Below are 20347 nucleotides of genomic sequence, written 5' to 3'. Positions count from 1 at the left end.
ATTTTCGGAGGAAGGCTTGGAATGTACCAGTACTTCGACATGTGGCAGGTAATCGACGAGGCCCTCAAGATTGTAAAAAATCTAGATTAGTAGGTTATCTAAACCCTAATCCAATTAAAAAAAAAAATTATTCTTTTTTAGGAGTTAAATCTTCTCCATAAAATCTGTAAAAATCAGCGCAAAAATCACAGATCGGATATTTGCCGTTACGGTAATAAGCCAGATCCGCCTTGTTCATGTCGAACTTCTTGCCGCAGATAAAGCAGGTTTCAATCTTTTCTTCTGCCATGCTAAAACCTTAAAAAAAAAGAAAATGGTAAGGTTAAACGAGTTTAACCTATATTATATTTTTGCAAGAGTAAAATCTCTTCAGTAGAGACTTTTCCACCTTGTTTGAATTTATCAAAGATTTCTTGAGCTCTTTGCCTTTCTTCACGGTTTTTGTTACCGCCGGAAGATCCTTTGTTATCTGATTTTCTGCGTTTAGGTTTGTTGGAACCTAACTTCTTGTTGATAACATGGATATCACTTAAGATAGCTTTGAATTCTTCATGTTTTGCAGATGCATTTCTGCGTGCTTCAACAAAGTTTTTGTGAGCTTCGTCAGCTGCAGTTCTGATGTCATCGGTTTTTCTGAAGTATTTAAGCATTTCTTCGTGAGCTGCTTGAGCTTTTTCGGAAAGTTCAATAACTTTTTCGTGTTCCTCTTCGGATTGTTTCCTGAGCTCGTCAGCTTCAGCCTTAACGGATTCATCTTCATGAATTTCCATTAACTGTTTTCTTAAGTCGTTGGCATTTTTAACAAGCTGATTTTCTTTTTTGATATCGAGAACGCGAGTTTCAATGATTTTATCAATCTTTTTGATTTCGTTTTCGATTTTCACTTTGTTACGTTTGCCTGAATTCCATTCAAGACTTTTGATTTTGTTGTTTGCTTCATTACGAGCTTTTTTAGCAGCTTCAACTTCTTTGTTGATTTCATTACGCTCGTTTCTGTATTCAATAGCCTTGTTTAGGTTTTCTTTTAAGGAAGCGTTTAATTCATCTCTGATTTTACGTTGTTCACGAGCTGTTTTGTTGAACTCTTCCCTTTCTTCAGCAACTTTAGCGATTTCAGCTTCTTTTTCATCTTTTTGTTTTCTTACACCTTCCATGGTGTCAGCAAGAACAAATTCAGGTTTTTCTTCAGGAGCTTCTTCTTCAGCTTCAGCTTCTTCGGTTTCTTCAGCAGCTTCCTCTTCAGCTTCTACTTCTTGAACTTCTTCTTCGGTTTCAGCATCGCTTTCAGCTTCTTGAGCTTCTACTTCTTCTTCTACAGTTTCTTCTTCAGCATCATCAGTGGTTAATTGATTACAGATTTCACATAAGACTTTGCACAAGTCTTTTTCCTCTACTACAACATCAGCAATTTCTTTAACGGAGTCTTTTGCATTGAATGCAATTCCGCATCCTGCTGATTCGATCATGGAAATGTCGTTAGCGCCATCTCCAACAGCAACTACTTCATCCAAAGTAATTCCTGCTTCTTCGACGTGGTCTTTCAATACGTCCAGTTTGGAACCGGATACGAGAGGACCAGTCACTTCGCCAGTTAATTTACCATCTTCGACTGTGAAACTATTTGTATAAACTGTGTCAACTCCAAGTTTATCAGATACTTTATCAGCCACTACATCAAAACTACCACTAATGATAGCTACATCTACACCTTTATCTTTTAGACATTTGATGGTTTTGCAAGCTCCAGGCATTAATGGAAGATCTTCGGCAACTTTTTCGATTTCTTCAATGGAAGTTCCTTCGAGAAGTTGTACTCTGTCTTTAATGGAAGTTTCAAAGTCAATTTCACCTTGCATAGCCTTTTCAGTGATTTCAGCTATGTCATCTTCAACATTTGCTAATTTACCTATCTCATCTATTGCTTCACCATCAATAATAACGTTATCTAAGTCAAATACTACAAGTTTAATCAATAATACCACCAATTATATTAAATCTAGCTCACTTAATCTGTCGTAAGCTCTTTCGACGCCTAATTTAGCGTCATCTTTGGTTTTTGCACCGGTACAAACAACCTTACCGGAACCAAATAATAATAAGACCACTTTAGGGTCGGATAACCTGTATACTAAACCCGGAAATTGTTCAGGTTCGTATTCAGTGTCTTCTAATTCCAAAGCTACCGCTTCTAAATTTAATGTGGATTCTAAATTCGCAGAAGCCACGATGTTTTGAATTTTAATGTCAAATTCATGAGGAATTTCAGTATCGATAGTCCTCATCAAATCTACAGTTTTCTTGATTGCCAATTTGGAATCATCTATAGATTTTGCTCCAGTACAAACAAGCTTACCAGAGCTAAATATTAATGCTGCTGTTTTGGGATCTTTTAGCTTAAATACTAATCCCGGAAACTGTTCACGATTAAAATTAACCCCTTCTAAAGCTTCGGACACTTCAGTCAAGACGATGTCCTTTCCAATGCTTGCAGAAGCAACAATGTTTTCAATTTTAATATCAACATCGGTCAATTTAAAACCTCCAATTCATTTTTAAAAGTAGAATAGTAAAATTTAAGAAAACAAAAAATTAGTTAAATTTTTACTAGTTAAATATATTATTTAAATAGTATATAAAGGTATGTTTATTTGGAAATTATTTTACATTTTTTAAAAAATTTGAAAATTTTAAATTTTTGAAATCAAGGCCCCTTTATAAATGAAATTCAAATTCATGTATTGATAATAGGTATTTATAAATGTTACTGAATTTCAGCATTACATCACCAAAATCAAATAGACAGACTCTTTTTAAGGAATATTTAAAAAAATCCAAAAATCAAAATCAATTTTAAATAAATAACTTCCCCATTTAAACAATGTCATAGATTCTTTACGGAAAATATGAATTTCCAATTACGGCCATCCGATAACATTGCCTAAAATATGCCAGTCATTAGATTCCCATTATGAATGACCGCAGACAGCATCCGACCTGCAGAGCCGACAAAATATAAGTGAAAATTGCACATGATTGAAAATTTTTTAAATTTGGAAATCATATAATTCAATAAGAAAAAAATTAAAAAATTGATACCATGATTGAAGTTGAAGTGAAAGCTAGGATCGATAGCTTTGAGGAAATGGAAAAGAGGCTTGAAAGTCTGGGTGCAAAAAAAACAAAGACAGAAATCCAGGAGGACATCTACTTTCAAAGCCCTATAGTTGACTTTGCCCAGACCGACGAGGCCTTAAGAATCAGGACAACAGACAATGACACATTCATAACATACAAGGGTCCGAAGCTCAACGACAAGGCAAAGACCAGAAAGGAAGTCGAGATGAGCATCGAAAGCGCTGAAAAGGCAAGCGACATATTCACCGAAATCGGCTTCAAGCCGGCAAGAACCGTCAGGAAAAGCCGCCGATACTACCAGTTCGAAAACTTTGAAATATCACTTGACGATGTCGAAGGCCTTCCGCCATATATGGAAATAGAAATCGCATTGAGCGACAGCGATGACTATACCGAAGCTCAGGACGAAATTTTCAAGCTCTTTGAAAGATTGGGAATCACTGACGGCTTTGAGAGAACCTCATATATGGAACTATTAGAAACATTAAATAATGAATACTGACAAATATTATATATTAATATTAAAAATTTTAGAGTGATATTTTGCAATATTTTATAAGTCATTATAACAAAGAATGCGAACTGACATTCCCTGAAGACATTACCATATATGATACAACACTAAGGGACGGCGAACAGACCCCTGGAGTATGCTTCAGTTTCGATGAAAAGCTTGAAATAGCAAGAAAGCTTGACCAGTTCAAGATCCATCAGATTGAGGCAGGTTTCCCGATTGTTTCAGAAAAGGAGAAGGAAAGCGTAAAGGCAATAGCAAACGAAGGCCTTGACGCCACAATCCTGGGTCTTACAAGAACAAAGCCTGAAGACATAGACGCAGCCCTTGACTGTGACGTGGACGGGGTAATCACATTTGTGGGAACATCAGACATCCACCTTGACCACAAGATGCACATCACAAGGCAGGATGCCATAAACCTGTGTGAAACCGCAGTGGACTATGCAAAGGACCATGGGCTTTTCGTTGCATTTTCAGCAGAGGACGCAACAAGAACAGACATAGAGTTCCTGAAGAGAATCTACGGCAAAGCTGAAGAGTGCGGAGCCGACAGGGTTCACATTGCAGACACAACAGGTGCAATCACCCCTCAGGGTATCGACTATCTTGTAAGGGAACTCACAAAGGACCTGAAGCTTGACCTTGCCGTTCACCTCCACAACGACTTCGGACTTGCCGTCATAAACTCAATCGTCGGTGTGCTTGCAGGTGCAAAGGCAGTGTCAACCACCGTCAACGGAATCGGTGAAAGGGCAGGAAACGCCTCCCTTGAAGAGCTTATCATGGCAATGAAAATCCTCTACGGAAAGGACTACGGATTCAAGACCAAATACATCAAGGAGCTTTCAGACCTTGTGTCAAAGGCAAGCGGACTTCCTATTCCATACAACAAGCCGGTTGTTGGAAACAACGTCTTCAGACACGAATCCGGAATCCATGTCGATGCGGTCATAGAGGAGCCGCTGTGCTACGAACCGTACCTTCCTGAGCTTGTCGGCCAGAAACGCCAGCTGGTGCTTGGAAAGCATTCAGGCTGCAGGGCAGTAAGAGCCAAGCTCAACGAATGCGAGCTTGACGTTAGCGATGACGAACTGATTGAAATCGTAAGGCAGGTCAAAAAGCAAAGGGAAGAAGGAAAATACATCAACGATCAGGTATTCAAGGAAATAGTGAAAAACACTAAAAAATAGGTTATGATTATGAACATTACTGAAAAGATACTTTCCGCAAAGGCGGGCCATGAGGTCACACCGGGCGAAATCATCGAGATTCCGGTGGATCTTGCAATGTCCCACGACGGAACAAGCCCACCTGCAATAAAGACATTCGAAAAGATTACCGACAAGGTATGGGACCCTGAAAAGATAGCGATAATATTCGACCACAACGTTCCGGCAAACACCATCGGTTCAGCCGAATTCCAGAAGGTTTGCCGTGAGTTCATCAAAAAGCAGAATATCACAAAAAACTACATTCACGGCGAAGGAATCTGCCACCAGGTCGTTCCGGAGATGGGCCTTGTTGAACCCGGAAAGGTCATTGTGGGCGCAGATTCACACACATGTACCTACGGAGCTTTCGGAGCGTTCTCAACAGGAATGGGTGCAACCGACCTTGCGATGGTTTGGGCAACCGGAAAGACATGGTTCATGGTTCCCGAAGCGATAAGGATGAACGTCACAGGAAAAATGAATGACTACATCGCTCCGAAGGACATAATACTGAACATAATAGGCACAATAGGAATAGCCGGCGCCACATACAAGACCGCTGAGTTCTGCGGCGAGACCATAGAGAACATGGGCGTTGAAGGAAGGGCTACAATGTGCAACATGGCTATCGAGATGGGAGCCAAAAACGGAATAATGGAACCGAACAGGGAAGTAATAGACTACATCTGCCAGAGGACAGGCAAAAGCGAATCACAGCTGAACATAGTCAGGTCCGACGCGGACGCAAGCTATGAAAGGGAGCTTGACTTTGACATAGCCAACCTCGAGCCGCAGATAGCATGCCCTAATGACGTGGACAATGTCAAGGACATATCAAAAATCGAAGGCACATCCGTTGACCAGTGCCTGATAGGCTCATGCACAAACGGAAGGCTTTCAGACCTGGAGGATGCTGCAAAAATCCTTGAAGGCAATAAAATCGACGACAGCATCAGATTGCTCATACTTCCGGCCTCAAGGGAAATCTACAAGCAGGCCATAGAGCTTGGATACATCAACACATTCATCGACGCAGGCGCAATCATCTGCAATCCCGGCTGCGGACCTTGCCTAGGAGGACACATGGGTGTATTGTCCGAGGGAGAATCCTGCATCTCAACAACAAACAGGAACTTCAAGGGAAGGATGGGAGACCCTAAATCCGAAGTTTACCTGTCAAATTCAAAGGTAGTTGCAGCTTCAGCAATTACAGGAACAATTACAAATCCAAAAGACCTTTAGTGATAAAAATGACAAAAGACAAGAACGAAGCCAACAAAAGACTCATCGAAAAGATGGAAGACCTGGAAAATGACTACGGCAAGACATTTTCCAACACACAGAAGATTCTGCTAACAACAGACGGCTCAATAACAGCAATCCTTGACGTGCTATACGGAAAGATAAGCCTGATTACACTCGACCAGCATTTCGGAATAGCCGATGAAAGCCATGCAAAACTGGTTAATGTCGAAGCAGGCGATGAAATCAATTTCAGAGAGGTCCTAATGCACAAGGACGAGCAGCCCCTGATATATGCAATCTCACATGTGCCGCTTGGAAGGTGCAGTGAGGAAATCTGCTCAGATCTGCTGAGGGCAGACATACCGATTGGAAGAATACTTAAAAATTACAAGATCGAATCCAGAAGGGAAGTCAGGAACATATTCATCGAAAAGGCAAATCCAAAACTTCAAGAACTCTTCAAGACTGACGAGGACTTCCTTGCAAGGGATTACGTGATTATACATGACGACGAAATACTGATGTGGATTAAGGAAATGTTTCCTGTAAGCTACTTTACTGAGATATAGTGATTGAAATGAAATTCAAAGGAAATGTAATGGAAAATAAGCTCCGAGATAGGATAATGGAACTTGAAGAAGAATATGACACTACCATTTCAACAACCCAAAAGATACTCCTGTGCGAACATGGACCCCTAACCACTCTCCTGGATGTGCTGTACGGAGAGGTCCATCTCTTCATACTCGACCAGCATCTGGAAAAGGCAGATGAAGAAAAAGCCAAACTGCTTCAAATGGAACCCGGAGAGGAGATAGACTATCGCGAAGTCATAGTGTACAAGAACGGTCGCCCTCTAGTTTATACACTTTCATACATACCGACATCAAGATGCAGTGAACAAATTTTTGAAGATTTAATGAATGAACGTCTTACCACAGGAAGAATCCTAGATAAAAACGTCATAGAAACCTTTATCACAATAAAGAACATTTCAATAGAAAAACCAAGCCCGACACTCAAGGAACTGTTCAAGACAGACGAGTATATGCTTTGCCGTGACTACCTAATAACCCACAACAATGAAATAGGAATATGGACCAAGGAAGCATATCCGTTAAGCTACTTTAAAGAATAGTGATGCAAATGAAATTCGAAGGAAAAATAGTCAAAAACGAACTGAGCCGAAGATTGAAGGAGATCGAAAAAGAAAAAGGCATAAAATTCTCAAATACCCAGAAAGTGCTTTTGACAGTTGAAGGATCAATCACCGCAATATTGGATGTGCTTTATGGAAAGGTGAGCATCTTCACAATAAGCAGACACCTTGAAAAGGCAGACAAGGAAAAGGCCCAATTGGTCAACATCCCCGAAGGCGATGAGCTGAACTACCGTGAAGTGATCATCCACAGAAGGGGACAGCCACTAATCTATGCCCTATCCCTGATTGTACTGGACAAATGCAAAGAGGAAGCACGAAAGGACATCCTGGACGGGGAAATACCATTAGGCAAGATCTTGAAAATACATCAGGTCGAAAGCAGACGTGAAATACAGCATATCTACATCGAAAAGCCTGATGCAACCCTGAGGGAACTGTTCAATATGAACGAGGACTTTGTGACACGCAACTATATCGTCATAGAAAATGACGAAATAATAATCTGGACCAAAGAATCATTCCCAATCAGCTATTTTTCAGACAATATGTGAGGTGCAAGCATGGGTGTTAAGCTTAAGGATATAGTGGAACCGGAACAAATCACATTCAAGGATTTGGAAGGAAGGGTCGTGTCAATCGATGCTTTCAACACGCTTTACCAGTTCCTCTCAACAATCAGGCAGAGGGACGGAAGGCCACTTACCGATGAAAACGGAAACGTCACATCACACCTGAGCGGAATTCTATACAGAAACTCAGCAATGGTTGAAAAGGACATAAAGCCAATCTATATCTTTGACGGAAAGGCACCTGAACTCAAAAGCGAAACCCAGGCAAAAAGGCGGGAAGTGCGAGAAGAGGCAGAGCAGATTTACAAGGAAGCCCTCAGGCAGGGAGACACCGAAAAGGCCCGCAAGTTTGCAATGAGATCATCAAAGCTGTCACCTGAAATAATCGAATCATCCAAAAAGCTCCTGACATATATGGGAATACCTTATGTTGAGGCCAAAGGCGAAGGAGAGGCCCAGGCGGCCTACCTGGTTGCAAACGGAGACGCATATGCAGTCGCATCACAGGATTATGACTGTCTTCTGTTTGGAGCAAAAAGGGTTGTGAGAAACCTTGCGGTTTCATCAAACCTTGGAAACCTTGAATATTACCAGCTGGACAAGGTCCTCAGGCAGCTGAATGTGACTAGGGAGCAGCTTGTCGACATGGGAATCCTCATAGGCACAGACTTCTGCGAAGGACTCAAGGGCGTAGGCGCAAAAACAGCACTGAAGCTGGCTCACAACGGCAAGCTTGAAGAGAAACTTGCTGAACTTCAAAACGAATCATCACATGACCTTAATGAAGTGCGCGACATATTCCTGAAGCATAACGTAAATACCGATTATGAGATAAAATGGGAAAAGCCGCAAAAGGACAAGATCATTGAATTTTTATGCTACGAACACGGATTTTCAGAAGACCGTGTATCAAAAGCGTCAGACAGACTCAAAAATCTCAATTCATCACAGGGAAGTCTGGATGCATGGTTTTGAACAAAATGAATTAAATAACATGCCATGTATCTAAATCGTATATATTTTACATTAAGAAATTTTTAAATACTAGTTAAAAAATAGTATAAATAGGATTCTAAATATTGAGTATACCCTATACAATCTACCACCACAGACCCCAGATTGTATAACAAACACTTTAGAAATGGCAGCTGTCAAGGGGACGGTGAACGCCAATTTCATTATTCAATATATTCTATAGAATCCAAGGTGTTGATGGTTTCTCACCACCACATAACCCGGAAACCATCAATACTTAATACGGCGGGAAATCGCTGCCGAAAACTTTTTCTGCATATTTCATGGCCAAGTGAACCTGCTCCCTGTGGCTTTTAATCATTTCTTTTTCAAAATGTTCACGTGAAGGTGACTTTAAAATCAGCCTGAGCAAATCCTCATATGTTTCAGTGGCCAGATCCTTATCAAAGCCGTATTCATCAATGATTTCTGGTGTCAGCTTTTCAAAACATGGAAATTCAAGTGTCTTGCAGACTGTATCTGTTGTAAAATAGGTCATTCTAATTAAAGGAGATACAGATGAGACCAATATATGATTTCCAAGCTTTATCAATGGAGGAATTCCTGTTTTTCTATACCTCTCCATCGAAGTCAGCTTCTCAAAGTTTTTAAGGTTGTAGCAGTGTAGCTCAGTGTAGAAATCCGGCTGCAGCTCACCGATCAAATCCAGAATCTTTTTCCCAAGTTCGGATTCGTAATATTCCTTTTTTATTGTAGAGATATATTCAGTCTTGTCGAAATTATAAAAATAGAACTGTCCGGGCGACAAATCTTCAATGTCAATGCGCTTCAGGAACTTAAGTGAGGTCACACCCTCATTTCCATGGACCCCGCCAATGAACAGTTTGGTCGGCCCCTTGCCGTTGTCGATGTATCTGAAATAGGACATAAAAAAAAATAAGTTTGGAAGGAACCTATGTTCCTTCTTGCCAGTTTGCCATGTAAGCTTTTTGTTTGTCGGTCAATGAGTCGATTTCAATTCCCATAGCGTCAAGTTTCATGCTTGCTACGGTGTAGTCAATCTCATCAGGTGCTTTGGTGACGCCTACAGGCAAGTCGTTTTCAAGGATGTGTTTTGCAGACAATGCCTGAACTGCAAAGCTCATGTCCATGATTTCTGCAGGATGTCCTTGTCCACGTGCCGCTGAAAGGTTTACCAAACGACCGTCAGCCAAAAGATAGATTTTGCGTCCATCCTTGGTGGTGAACTCCTCAATACTTTCACGGACCTCTTTGACATCGGTTGAAATCGCTTCGAGGTCAGGACGGTTGATTTCCACATTGAAGTGTCCTGAGTTTGCAAGCATACATCCGTCCTTCATGTACTTGAAGTCATCGCCACAGATGATATCTGCATTTCCGGTTACGGTAATGATTAAATCAGCCTGTTTTACAGCTTCGCGAATGGTCATTACACGGTATCCGTCCATCCTTGCCTCAAGCGCACGGATTGGGTCAACTTCAGTTACGATCACGTCAGCACCAAGACCTGCTGCCCTTAATGCCAATCCACGGCCGCACCATCCGTAACCGCACACGACTACAGTCTTACCGGCAATCACCATGTTGGTTGTTCCCATGATTGCATCGAAGCTTGACTGTCCGGTTCCGTAACGGTTGTCAAATAGGTATTTGGTATAAGCATCATTAACGGCAATGACAGGGAATTTCAATGCGCCGTCGGCATGCATTGCCTGAAGCCTGTGTACACCGGTTGTGGTTTCCTCACATGCACCTTTGATGTGGCTCAGCAACTCTTTTCTTTCGTTGTGAAGCACCATAATCATGTCCGCTCCGTCGTCGATGATTATGTCAGGCTTATGATCAAGCACCATGTTGATGGTCTGATAGTATTCCTCATCGTCCTGTTCTCTCCAACCGTAAACGTTCAATCCCAAATCGGCTGCTCCTGCAACTGCATCGTCATGGGTGGACAGTGGGTTGCATCCGGTCATTGCGACTTCAGCTCCACCTGCCATCAGAGTTAATCCAAGATTGATTGTTTTTGGTTCCAGGTGCAGGCATGAGCCTATTGTAATTCCTTTGAACGGTTGAGTTTCTTCGTATTCCTTTTTGATGGATTCCAAAACAGGCATGTGTTTTTGAACCCATTCGATTTTTCTTACACCTTCAGGTGCTAGTGACATGTCTTTTACTTTACTCATAATATCATCAAATTAATTGTTAATGTTTAATTTTTTGACTTGTAGGTTATTAAATATAACTTTTTTTGCAGTGCATGAAATAATGAAAATAACATGTCAGTTAAATTATTTTTCCAAAGACTTCCACTCTTCACCAAAAATCCCTCAAAAAACAAAACCTTTAAATGTAATGATGAAAATATATATATTTGTTAGATGCCGGGGTGGCTCAGCTGGTTAGAGCGCACGGCTCATAGGGTAATAAAGCAGTGCTCTAGCTTATTCCTGGGATACCGTGAGATCGCGGGTTCGAATCCCGCCCCCGGCATCCTAAATCCCAGGAATATATCCATCTAAATACTATTTTTTCAGTGCAATTTTTCAAATCATAACAATTTTATAGTTTTTTTTACAAATTACCATTTGAGGATTTGAAATGATATATAACAGACTTGGAAAGACTAATCTTGAGGTTTCAAGGCTAGGCTTTGGAACAATGAGGCTTCCAACAAAAGCGAACAATGCCGATATAGACAAGGTCGAAGCGTCAAAAATGTTGAAGTATGCCATTGAAAACGGAGTCAACATAATCGATACCGCATACCCTTACCATTCACAGGGTCTGGACGGAAACGGAGAGAGCGAAAAGTTTCTAGGCGAATTTCTCACAGAAAACACATTAAGGGATGAGATAATTCTGCAGACAAAATCCCCCTCATGGGCGATAGAGGAAAAGGGAGACTTTGAGCGTTACCTCACAGAGCAGCTCGAAAAGCTTCAGACCGACCATATTGACATTTACCTGCTTCATTCACTGACCGTTCCGGACTGGGAGAAAGTGAAGGGCCTGGACGTATTGGACTTTCTTGATGATGTCCTCTCAGACGGAAGGGTGAAGCATGTGGGCTTCTCATCACACATTGAGGTCGACTACTTCATTGAAATCCTTGACGAATATCCGAAATGGGAGGTTGCCATGACCCAGATGAACTATCTGGACGAGTACTACCAGTCAGGAATCATGGGGCTGGACTATCTCAAGGAAATTGGCATTGGAAGCATGATCATGGAACCGTTGAGGGGAGGAAGGCTTGTTCAAAACATTCCGAATGACATAGAGAATCTTTGGAATCAGGCCGAAACCAAAAGGACACCTGTAGAATGGGCCCTTCAATACCTGTGGAACAGGGACGATGTCGACTGCGTCTTCAGCGGAATGACAAGCCTTGAGCAGGTCAAGCAGAACATCGAAATAGCTTCAAGAATAGACACAATTTCCGAAAACGACCAGGAGCTCATAAGGGAGGTTGCAAGAACATACAGGACATATCTCGGAAACAGATGCACACGCTGCGGCTACTGCATGCCATGCCCTCACGGCGTGGACATCATAAACTGCTTTACCGAGTACAACATTGCCCATATGATGGACAATCCCAAGGCCAGTGCTATGCAGTATTTCTCACTGATCGATGAGGATTCAAGGGCTGACTGCTGCGTTGACTGTGGAGAGTGCATACCGTTCTGCACCCAAATGATAAACATTCCCGAAGAGCTTGAAAAGGTTTATGAATACTTCGGAGATGAATTCGACCACTTTTGATTATATTTGATACCACAAAATCAAATATTTTCTCTTTTTTTAAATGAAATTGAACATCAAAATGTAAAATTTTAAATTGATTAAAATATGTTTATTTTAAAAAACAAAACTTAAAAGTCAAGATAATAAAAATAAAAGAATTCAAAGATATATAAAAGTTTATATACAACGAAATGGAAATATATTTTTGATAGGAAGATGTTTTCCGATTATTTAATATTTATTGGAGCTTGATTTTAATGAGCGATATCCCAGAAGAAAAAATTGAAAGAATTTCAGAACAGATGAGAGAGGACAACATTAAGTTTATCCGTCTGCAGTTTGTTGACATTAACGGTACCGTAAAAAACATCGTCATTCCATTCAACGGAAAGGACGACATGAGCGAATTGTTCAATGAAGGAATGCTCTTTGACGGATCATCAATCGCAGGATTTGTCGGAATCAATGAAAGTGACCTGGTCCTGAAACCAGACATCAACACATATTCCAGGCTTTCATGGAGGCCTGAAGAGTCCGCAACCTGCAGATTCATATGTGACGTATGGACAGCCGACAGAGAACCTTTCATAGGAGACCCAAGGGGAATTCTCAAAAAGTCCCTGGCACACCTGGCAGACAAGGGACTTCAGTACAACATCGGTCCGGAACCGGAATTTTTCATTGTGGACATTGACGAGAACGGATATCCGATGCCATACGACGAAGCAGGATACTTCGATGTGGAACCTCTGGACAAAGGACCTGACTTCAGACGCGAATTGACACTTAACCTGGAAGACCTTGACTTTGAAGTCGAGGCATCACACCACGAAGTGGCGCCGGGCCAGAACGAAATCGCATTCAAGTTCAAGGACGCCCTCAAAACAGCGGATGCCGTAATCACATTCAAACAGGCTATCAAGGCTATTGTAGACAACATGGCTACCTTTGACCAGATGGACTACAGGGTGACATTCATGCCTAAACCGTTCTTTGGTGTGAGCGGAAGTGGAATGCACTGCCACCAGTCAGTGTTCAAAGGAGACAGAAACCTTTTCTCAGACCCTGATTCAGAAACCGGACTTTCAAAGGATGCAATTCACTTCATGGGAGGATTGCTCAAGCATGCCCGTGCAATCACAGCAATCACCAACCCTATTGTAAACTCATACAAACGTCTGGTTCCGGGTTATGAGGCACCGGTTTACATGGCATACGGTTTCAGAAACAGATCAGCGCTCATCAGAGTGCCTGCAGCACGTGGAAAGGCAACCCGTATCGAATACAGGTCACCTGACCCTGCATGTAACCCATATCTCGCATTTACCGTAATGCTTGAGGCAGGTATTGACGGAATAGTCAACAAGATTGACCCTGGAGAACCTGTAGAGGACGACATCTACAGCATGAGCGAAGAGGAAAGGGAATCAAGAGGAATTGAAGTTCTGCCTACAAGTCTGTGGGAAGCTTACCACTCCCTTGAGGAAGATCCGCTCATACTGAATGCGCTGGGTCCTCACATAAGTGAAAAGTTCCTGGAACTCAAATATCAGGAATGGGACGAATACCGTGTTCAGGTATTCGGATACGAACAAAGAAAGTATTTGGATATCTAATCCAAATATCAATTTTTTATTTTTTGGGTGCTTCACATGTCCGAATCTGAATATAGGATGATTGAAATTCTAAGGGTGCTTGCCAAGAAGGACGATCCTACCGGCTCAAAGGTAATAGCCGATGAGCTTAAGGAGAAGGGATTTAACCTGGGAGAGCGTGCCGTCAGATATCATATGCAAATCCTGGATGAGAAGGGATATACCGAAAAGAAAGGTTATTCAGGAAGAGTCATTACGGATTTGGGCAGGGAAAAGCTTGAAAAGGGACTGATCTATGACCAGGTCGATTTCATCTATTCAAAATTTGAAGAACTGATTTATTTAACTGACTTCACATATATGACACAACAGGGAAATGTTGTTGTCAATACTTCAACCATTTATAACAAAGAATCGATCAATATAATGAAAGAAATTTATAAAAGTGGTCTTTCTGTTAGTCCTTACGTTAATATAAATGAAGATAAAACCACTGGTGAAATCGAAGTCACCACAATATGCGGAACAACAATAGACGGGATACTCCTGAAGGAAGGAATTCCGACACAACCGCAATACGGAGGGCTCCTGAAAATAGAAAACAACCGGCCAGTCAAGTTCACGGAAACGATTTCCTACAAGAAGACATCCGTAACACCTCTCGACGCATTTGCAAACTCCGATTTGACATCAGTTCTTGACGTGATAACAAAGGGAACCGGACTGATTCCGGCAAACTTCAGACTGATACCTGGAATCGCACGGGAAAGGACACTTGAAATCATCCATGAGCTGGAAAGGATAGGAATTGGCGGAGTAATAGGAATATCCGAGGAAGGAAAGGACCTTTTAGGATTGCCTGTGCCTGACGGAATGGTTGGAATCGCAGTAATAGGAGGAATAACACCATTCTGTGCCGTGAAAGAATTGGGAGAGGATATCGATTTGAGGGTAGGCGAAACCCTTTATGATTTCAACTCACTAAAACCGATAACAACAGAAGTGTTCCCTCAGTTGGAGATGCCGAAAAACGACAGCACAGAAAAGATATCACTTGTCCTTTCAAAATCACTCAACCTGATTCAGCAGGTCAACTTTGATGTCGAAAAGCAGAAGGGAGACATCATTGCCAATGTCTCATACGTCCACAGGGACAACATAGACGATGCGCTGTCCGTAATGGAGGAAACCTATAACAATTCACCAAAATACATCAATCCATACTACAAACTTGTCGAACATCCGGAAAATGATGATCTGGTTGGAATAGCTACAATCTGCAGCCTGAGCATTGATGGAATTCTTATAAACAACGGAATCAAGAGCAATCCCACATACAGCGGACTGCTTGAGCTTACCGAACCGCCGCTATTCATTGACCTGATTTCATACAGCGGCACAACCCTTGATCCGCATAAGATATTTCTCTCAAAGAACATGACCTCCATCACCGGAGAAAACGGTCCGAGCAAGGTACTGGCGAGCGTCAAGGAAATCCCATACATATCAAGGGACCATGCGGTTGAGCTTCTCGAAATCCTGAACAATATCGGATTTTCCATCTACAAGATCGGAAAGCCTAGGGAACTGGTCTACAATTCCAAGGTAGACAACTACAATTTCGGAGTCATCACAGGCGGAGGGCTCAATTCAATCGGTGCTGTAAAGGAAAGCGGCATTCCGATTCAGGTAAAGGCCCTTGAAAAGATTCTGCCTTTCGAAAAGATGGAAAGGTTATAACGTTTGTATGATTACGAACAAAATTATTTTTCCGTGGGAAATAGAAAAGAAAAAATTAATAGAAAAAAAGAGAGTTTAAAGTATTTCAATGATCAGTTCTTTTTCGTCATTGATATGGCGCATTTCAATTAAATCATCGGCAATCTCTTTGAAGTCAATTTCAACTGCCTGATTTAAAATCTCACCATTTAATTGCAAACCGACTCTGAAACCTTCACCGGTTTCTTCATCTTCTTCAGTGAAACCTAAAACGTCACCAGGAGCATAGATACGATTATAGGAAATTTCCAAAACGTCTCCAACTTTTACCTCGTTTCTGACGTATTCGATTGCGTCTTCCACTGTCATTTGTACTTCTTCTACCATGCTATCGCCTTAAAAAAAAGAAAAAAGAGAAAGGAATTATAAATTCCTGTATTCTCTGATTGAAGTATATTCGTCGTCTAATTCGCCGTAGCTAGCTAATTTTTCTTTGTTAGCTTCAGCGTCTAAGTAAAGGTTACCTTTACCGTTAAGACCGATATCTCCAGTATATTGGATATATTTACCTTCGTATGTAACTCCTTCAACTTCAGGATCTACAACGATACCGTTGAGGACAAATCCTTCGAGTAATCTTCCGAGGAATCCGTGGATGATGATGTTACCGTTTTTCATTTGACCTCCAGGCCAACGGTTTACGTCACCGTCAATTTCAATGACACCTTTGGTCATGTGAATACCTGCTAAGATGTCACAGTTACCTTTAACGTGGATTTTACCTCCAGTTAAACATTCACCACATTGTTTACCAGCGTTACCGCCGACAACAATTTGTCCTCCGGTCATACCTCTCCATTCACCGATGTATGAAGCACCAGTGAACTCTTTGGTATTTCCTTCAATCTCAAGGTATCCTCCAGACATTTCTCTACCTGCGTGAGCTGCTGCGTTACCTTTAACGAGAATGGAACCACCGGACATTTCAGCACCAACGTGTAAATCTACACTGCTGTTACATACGATGTTTCCGCCGCTCATTTTACAACCGATGTATTTTACTCTGTTTAAATCACCGTTTATAATCATTTCAACTTCATCAGGTCCGTTAGCTTCCCCTTCAACAGTTACTTTGAAGAAGTCGGTTAATGGGAATCTGGAGTTTCCAATAGGAACTTGATATTTTGCGAAATCTGCTTCGGTCCATGAATAAATTTCATCAGGAATTAATTCATCGAATTCTAAAGCGATTGAAGAAGTTTTGATTTGATCAAATGTTATTGTTTTCAAATTAAACACCCCTATTTACCGTCAACGTCTATTCTAATTGGGTTGGATACGTAGTGGTCGTGTACTGGGTAGTTTTCCCATTTGACTGAGTAGTATTGAGTAAAGAATGGCATAATGTTGTTGATAACTTTTTCTTCGTTTTTCTCCCATCCTTGTACGTTAACCCAAACGTTTTGACTTTCTTTAACTTTTACAATTTCTTTGTCTTTTACTAAGATTTGACCATCTTTGATTGTGTAGTCAGCTACATTGAAACCTTTTTCGATTTCAGCATATTGTCTGGATGGGTCAATATCATTAGGATTTATGTCGTATACTGCAATGTCTGCTCTGTATCCAGGAGTAAGTGCACCTTTATCGGTGAATCCGTAGATTTTAGCTGGAGCAGCTCTTGAAATAGTTGCAATATCGTAGAAATCGTATTCTCTGTCGAGAGTTGCAAGAGTTGTTCTTTTTTCTGCCCATTTGTGAACTTCACCAGTTTCGATCATTTCCATTCTTCTGGTGTTACTCATCAACCAGGAGATGATTCTAGGATATCTGATGAAAGGTCCTGCGTTAGGGTGGTCAGTAGTTAAACATACTTTCCATGGGTCGTCAATGTGTAAGAACAATTCAAGACCGATAGCCCATTGTAAGGAACTTACAGGGGTTCTTCCTGAGTAAATACATGGGATGATACCTGCTGCAGTTTCACATTCAATGTCTTTGTTAGCCCATTTTAAACCAGATAATTTGAATAAATCGTATTCCATAGGAGCGTCTGCTGTCATGGTTGTGGTTTCATCTAAAGTTACTTGACCTACGTCACAGGTGATGTGGTCGTTTTTGTTGATGTATTTAGCAACTTCTTCAGCACCGGATGCTGCATCTTTCCAGCTGTTTCCTGTGTAGGAGTGGAATTGCAAGTGGCAGACGTGCATGATTTGGTCTCTGATTTCTGCTGCTTTTGAACCTTTTTTAACGTCTTTAACAGCTTCCATGGTTTCGATAGTAGTTGGTACGTTACCAGGGTGTCCTAAGTCGTTAGGGTGAATGTGAATAGAGTGAGGTAAGTTTAACATTTCGTTAGCTTTTGCGAGTGCAACAACAACTTCTTTGGAAGTTACGTCAAAGTAAGGTGCTTTGTCGTTTACACCGTGTACGTTCATACCCCATCCCCATGCTTCACTTCCACATGGGTTTACGATTTTGATTCCGTAACCTTTGGTAAGTTTTAACCATGCAGCTACGAATGCTGCGATGTCTTCAATATTGTTATCTTTTGCGTATTCCATTACGAACCAGTTGTTACCGAATAACGGCATAGCTGGAATATCGATTTGTGGAATGGTAGCAATTTCTTCGTGAGTGTGTTTTGCTTCAAGAGGAGGCATAGCTGCTTCTACAACAGTACCGTAACCTAATCTTGAGTATCTGTAACCAGTTGCAGGACAACTTGGAATGGAGAATCCAGATTCTGATCTTAATACTTTGGTTTTTTGAGTAACACCTCTTCTGGAATCTTCAGGTCTGTATAACCTTCCAACAACTAATTTAGGACCTGCAATGTGTGCGTGAGGGTCAACACCTGCTGGCATGACTATTTTATCGGTAACGTCTAAGACTTCAGCATCTGCAGAAACATTATCTACAATAATTCCGTCTTTGAACATGACGTCCATCTTTTCCCCGTTAATCTCATTAGCTGGGTCGTAGACAATACCATTTTTAAGAATATATTCCATTATATCACCTTTATAATGCATTTGGATTTGGCACATATTTTGGAAGTGCGTTTGTCTCTTCTCTGAGTTTCATTACTCTTTCTTTCAATTCACGGACAATCCATTCATCATCACGACAGGTTTCTGGTTTGTCGATAGCTTTCTTCATGAAGATAGGCACTCCATCCATACGATAACTGGTACCGCCACATTCTACACCAATGAATGAACCTGGTAATACTACATCAGCCAATTCGGTTGATGGACCCCAGTGGATATCGATTTGAATAACAGGAATGTCAGCTAAGTGTTGGTTTGCTCCGTTAGGGAAGTGAGCACCTGGGTCAGCTGCAATAACCATGAAACAGTCTGGTTCTTTCCTTACGAGCAAGTCGATGGTGTTGGTTTCACCCATCATATATCTTGGGTAACCTCTACAGTAGTCAACACCGAAAGCGAAACCACATTCGAATGCCATGAAAATGTTGAATCCGTTTACGTTAAAGTGACCTCTCATTGGAGTAAGTCCCCATTTACTGTATTTGTTTAGGTCTTGTACCATTTTAATTGCAATATCAATGTTTCTTTGTTTGGATAATGTGTGGGTTAAACCTAAACCGAAGAAGAGAACACCGAATTCAGCGTTTTTCATTTCTTCTGCTAATTCGTAAATGTCTTCTTTAGGAATTCCGGAAATTACATCTTGGTATAATTCTTTTCCTCTTAAGACAGCTCTGATAGCGTTGTAGAAACCGTAGTCTCCGTTTTGTTCAAATCCAATCCATTTGTCTGAACATTTAGCAGTATCGGAGAATTTTGGATCCATGGTAACAACAGTTCTGTCGAATCTTCCTCTTTGTCTGAAGTATCCTCTACAGAACACAGCGTATCTTGCCATGTGTCTTGGGTGAGAGTTCATAGCGTTACTTCCAGAGTAAACGAGCATGTCTGCTCTGTTTTGAACTTCTCCTAAAGTTTGAATAGGGTAACCTGCGTTTTGCACAGCTTGGAGAGAAGGTCCGTGACAGATGGTAGCTTGGTTGTCTAATACAGCACCGATGTATTCACCTAATGCTACACCTTCTTTCATGGTTTCGGTGGAAGTTTCAGACCATCCGTAGAATACAGGTCTGATGGAATTAGCGATGTATTCAGCAGCTTTGTCTAAAGCGGTATCCCAGTCAACTTCTTTGAGTTCTCCGTTTTCATCCCTAATCATTGGAACAAGTAATCTTTGGTCCATATCTTCCATAATTTTACTTGCCCCTAATCTGCATGCGTGTCTTACAGCAACTACGTGACCGTCTTTTACTAAGTAGTCGAGGTCGTCACAGTTACAACCACAGAATGCACAGGTACAATTTTCAACAATGTGATCATAATCAGTTACAGGTGGTTCATAAGTCATGGTCAATCAACTCCTCCCATTTACGTCCGTGATAAACAGGTAATTCA

The 20347-nt window shown here is 41.2% G+C and carries 19 protein-coding genes and 1 tRNA gene; 11 read left to right on the top strand and 9 right to left on the bottom strand.

The features are described 5' to 3' along the window. Positions 1 to 127: 127 nt before the first annotated feature. From E7Z79_RS06805 to E7Z79_RS06795, 3 genes are read right to left on the bottom strand one after another with little or no spacing between them, the layout of a single operon-like run. Positions 128 to 289, bottom strand: a complete 162-nt coding sequence (locus tag E7Z79_RS06805) for a hypothetical protein (protein ID WP_303739211.1) — start codon at positions 287 to 289, stop codon at positions 128 to 130. Positions 290 to 332: 43 nt separating this feature from the next. Next, on the bottom strand, positions 333 to 1973 hold the full coding sequence (gene serB, locus E7Z79_RS06800; protein ID WP_303739210.1) for a phosphoserine phosphatase SerB: 1641 nt from the start codon (positions 1971 to 1973) through the stop codon (positions 333 to 335). A 12-nt stretch (positions 1974 to 1985) separates the two neighbouring features. Beyond that, positions 1986 to 2531, bottom strand: a complete 546-nt coding sequence (locus tag E7Z79_RS06795; protein WP_292792009.1) for a TATA-box-binding protein — start codon at positions 2529 to 2531, stop codon at positions 1986 to 1988. A 566-nt stretch (positions 2532 to 3097) separates the two neighbouring features. Here E7Z79_RS06795 and cyaB point away from each other — a divergent pair. The 7 genes from cyaB to fen are packed head-to-tail and all read left to right on the top strand — an operon-like array spanning position 3098 to position 8814. Further along, positions 3098 to 3637 (top strand): class IV adenylate cyclase, encoded by a 540-nt coding sequence (cyaB, locus tag E7Z79_RS06790; RefSeq protein ID WP_303739209.1) that lies wholly within the window; start codon positions 3098 to 3100, stop codon positions 3635 to 3637. 41 nt (positions 3638 to 3678) lie between these two features. Continuing rightward, positions 3679 to 4842, top strand: a complete 1164-nt coding sequence (locus E7Z79_RS06785) for a homocitrate synthase family protein (protein ID WP_303739208.1) — start codon at positions 3679 to 3681, stop codon at positions 4840 to 4842. A gap of 9 nt (positions 4843 to 4851) precedes the next feature. Beyond that, on the top strand, positions 4852 to 6105 hold the full coding sequence (gene hacA, locus E7Z79_RS06780) for a homoaconitase large subunit (protein ID WP_303739207.1): 1254 nt from the start codon (positions 4852 to 4854) through the stop codon (positions 6103 to 6105). A gap of 8 nt (positions 6106 to 6113) precedes the next feature. Further along, complete coding sequence (locus tag E7Z79_RS06775; protein WP_303739206.1) at positions 6114 to 6677, top strand: chorismate pyruvate-lyase family protein; 564 nt, start codon at positions 6114 to 6116, stop codon at positions 6675 to 6677. Between the two features lie 8 nt (positions 6678 to 6685). After that, positions 6686 to 7246 carry a chorismate lyase gene (locus E7Z79_RS06770; RefSeq protein WP_303739205.1) on the top strand — a complete coding sequence of 187 codons (561 nt, stop codon included), beginning with the start codon at positions 6686 to 6688 and terminating at the stop codon, positions 7244 to 7246. Between the two features lie 8 nt (positions 7247 to 7254). Further along, positions 7255 to 7821: a chorismate lyase gene (locus E7Z79_RS06765; RefSeq protein ID WP_303739204.1), complete on the top strand. Its 567-nt coding sequence runs from the start codon at positions 7255 to 7257 to the stop codon at positions 7819 to 7821. A gap of 9 nt (positions 7822 to 7830) precedes the next feature. Continuing rightward, positions 7831 to 8814 carry a flap endonuclease-1 gene (gene fen / locus E7Z79_RS06760; RefSeq protein WP_303739203.1) on the top strand — a complete coding sequence of 328 codons (984 nt, stop codon included), beginning with the start codon at positions 7831 to 7833 and terminating at the stop codon, positions 8812 to 8814. Between the two features lie 277 nt (positions 8815 to 9091). Here fen and E7Z79_RS06755 read toward each other — a convergent pair whose 3' ends face one another. Both E7Z79_RS06755 and ahcY read right to left on the bottom strand, forming a co-directional pair. Further along, the gene (locus E7Z79_RS06755) at positions 9092 to 9742 is read right to left on the bottom strand and encodes a DUF2119 domain-containing protein (RefSeq protein ID WP_303739202.1); all 651 of its coding nucleotides are present in this window, start codon (positions 9740 to 9742) and stop codon (positions 9092 to 9094) included. A gap of 25 nt (positions 9743 to 9767) precedes the next feature. Beyond that, entirely contained in the window at positions 9768 to 11018 is a 1251-nt protein-coding gene (ahcY, locus tag E7Z79_RS06750; protein WP_303739201.1) for an adenosylhomocysteinase, read from the bottom strand. Between the two features lie 197 nt (positions 11019 to 11215). Between ahcY and E7Z79_RS06745 the strand changes: the two genes are divergently transcribed. The 4 genes from E7Z79_RS06745 (at position 11216) to E7Z79_RS06730 (ending at position 15917) form a co-directional block, all read left to right on the top strand. Continuing rightward, positions 11216 to 11325: transfer RNA gene (locus E7Z79_RS06745), tRNA-Met, on the top strand. A gap of 108 nt (positions 11326 to 11433) precedes the next feature. Further along, a complete protein-coding gene (locus E7Z79_RS06740) occupies positions 11434 to 12600 on the top strand; it encodes an aldo/keto reductase (protein WP_303739200.1) in 1167 nt (388 codons plus the stop codon). Positions 12601 to 12839: 239 nt separating this feature from the next. Beyond that, positions 12840 to 14198 carry a type I glutamate--ammonia ligase gene (gene glnA, locus E7Z79_RS06735; protein ID WP_303739199.1) on the top strand — a complete coding sequence of 453 codons (1359 nt, stop codon included), beginning with the start codon at positions 12840 to 12842 and terminating at the stop codon, positions 14196 to 14198. 36 nt (positions 14199 to 14234) lie between these two features. After that, positions 14235 to 15917 (top strand): DUF128 domain-containing protein, encoded by a 1683-nt coding sequence (locus tag E7Z79_RS06730; protein WP_303739198.1) that lies wholly within the window; start codon positions 14235 to 14237, stop codon positions 15915 to 15917. Positions 15918 to 15992: 75 nt separating this feature from the next. Here the strand turns inward: E7Z79_RS06730 and E7Z79_RS06725 are convergent, their stop codons facing one another. From E7Z79_RS06725 to E7Z79_RS06710, 4 genes are read right to left on the bottom strand one after another with little or no spacing between them, the layout of a single operon-like run. Beyond that, positions 15993 to 16283: a DUF2097 domain-containing protein gene (locus E7Z79_RS06725; RefSeq protein ID WP_303739197.1), complete on the bottom strand. Its 291-nt coding sequence runs from the start codon at positions 16281 to 16283 to the stop codon at positions 15993 to 15995. Between the two features lie 36 nt (positions 16284 to 16319). Next, complete coding sequence (locus E7Z79_RS06720; RefSeq protein WP_303739196.1) at positions 16320 to 17195, bottom strand: formylmethanofuran dehydrogenase subunit C; 876 nt, start codon at positions 17193 to 17195, stop codon at positions 16320 to 16322. A 2-nt stretch (positions 17196 to 17197) separates the two neighbouring features. Continuing rightward, complete coding sequence (locus E7Z79_RS06715) at positions 17198 to 18916, bottom strand: formylmethanofuran dehydrogenase subunit A (RefSeq protein WP_303739212.1); 1719 nt, start codon at positions 18914 to 18916, stop codon at positions 17198 to 17200. A 7-nt stretch (positions 18917 to 18923) separates the two neighbouring features. After that, the gene (locus E7Z79_RS06710) at positions 18924 to 20300 is read right to left on the bottom strand and encodes a formylmethanofuran dehydrogenase subunit B (RefSeq protein WP_303739195.1); all 1377 of its coding nucleotides are present in this window, start codon (positions 20298 to 20300) and stop codon (positions 18924 to 18926) included. Positions 20301 to 20347 lie beyond the last annotated feature (47 nt).

The organism is Methanobrevibacter thaueri, assembly GCF_015062905.1.
Taxonomy (GTDB): domain Archaea; phylum Methanobacteriota; class Methanobacteria; order Methanobacteriales; family Methanobacteriaceae; genus Methanocatella; species Methanocatella thaueri_A.
This window is presented reverse-complemented; position numbering and strand designations above follow the sequence as displayed.

Bases quoted from the DNA above. Each gene is read 5' to 3' on its own strand.
- hacA (WP_303739207.1), top strand. From the start codon at position 4,852: ATGAACATTACTGAAAAGATACTTTCCGCAAAGGCGGGCCATGAGGTC.
- E7Z79_RS06775 (WP_303739206.1), top strand. From the start codon at position 6,114: ATGACAAAAGACAAGAACGAAGCCAACAAAAGACTCATCGAAAAGATG.
- E7Z79_RS06725 (WP_303739197.1), bottom strand. From the start codon at position 16,283: ATGGTAGAAGAAGTACAAATGACAGTGGAAGACGCAATCGAATACGTC.
- E7Z79_RS06730 (WP_303739198.1), top strand. From the start codon at position 14,235: ATGTCCGAATCTGAATATAGGATGATTGAAATTCTAAGGGTGCTTGCC.
- cyaB (WP_303739209.1), top strand. From the start codon at position 3,098: ATGATTGAAGTTGAAGTGAAAGCTAGGATCGATAGCTTTGAGGAAATG.
- E7Z79_RS06770 (WP_303739205.1), top strand. From the start codon at position 6,686: ATGAAATTCAAAGGAAATGTAATGGAAAATAAGCTCCGAGATAGGATA.
- fen (WP_303739203.1), top strand. From the start codon at position 7,831: ATGGGTGTTAAGCTTAAGGATATAGTGGAACCGGAACAAATCACATTC.
- E7Z79_RS06805 (WP_303739211.1), bottom strand. From the start codon at position 289: ATGGCAGAAGAAAAGATTGAAACCTGCTTTATCTGCGGCAAGAAGTTC.
- E7Z79_RS06740 (WP_303739200.1), top strand. From the start codon at position 11,434: ATGATATATAACAGACTTGGAAAGACTAATCTTGAGGTTTCAAGGCTA.
- E7Z79_RS06710 (WP_303739195.1), bottom strand. From the start codon at position 20,300: ATGACTTATGAACCACCTGTAACTGATTATGATCACATTGTTGAAAAT.
- ahcY (WP_303739201.1), bottom strand. From the start codon at position 11,018: ATGAGTAAAGTAAAAGACATGTCACTAGCACCTGAAGGTGTAAGAAAA.
- E7Z79_RS06765 (WP_303739204.1), top strand. From the start codon at position 7,255: ATGAAATTCGAAGGAAAAATAGTCAAAAACGAACTGAGCCGAAGATTG.
- glnA (WP_303739199.1), top strand. From the start codon at position 12,840: ATGAGCGATATCCCAGAAGAAAAAATTGAAAGAATTTCAGAACAGATG.
- E7Z79_RS06755 (WP_303739202.1), bottom strand. From the start codon at position 9,742: ATGTCCTATTTCAGATACATCGACAACGGCAAGGGGCCGACCAAACTG.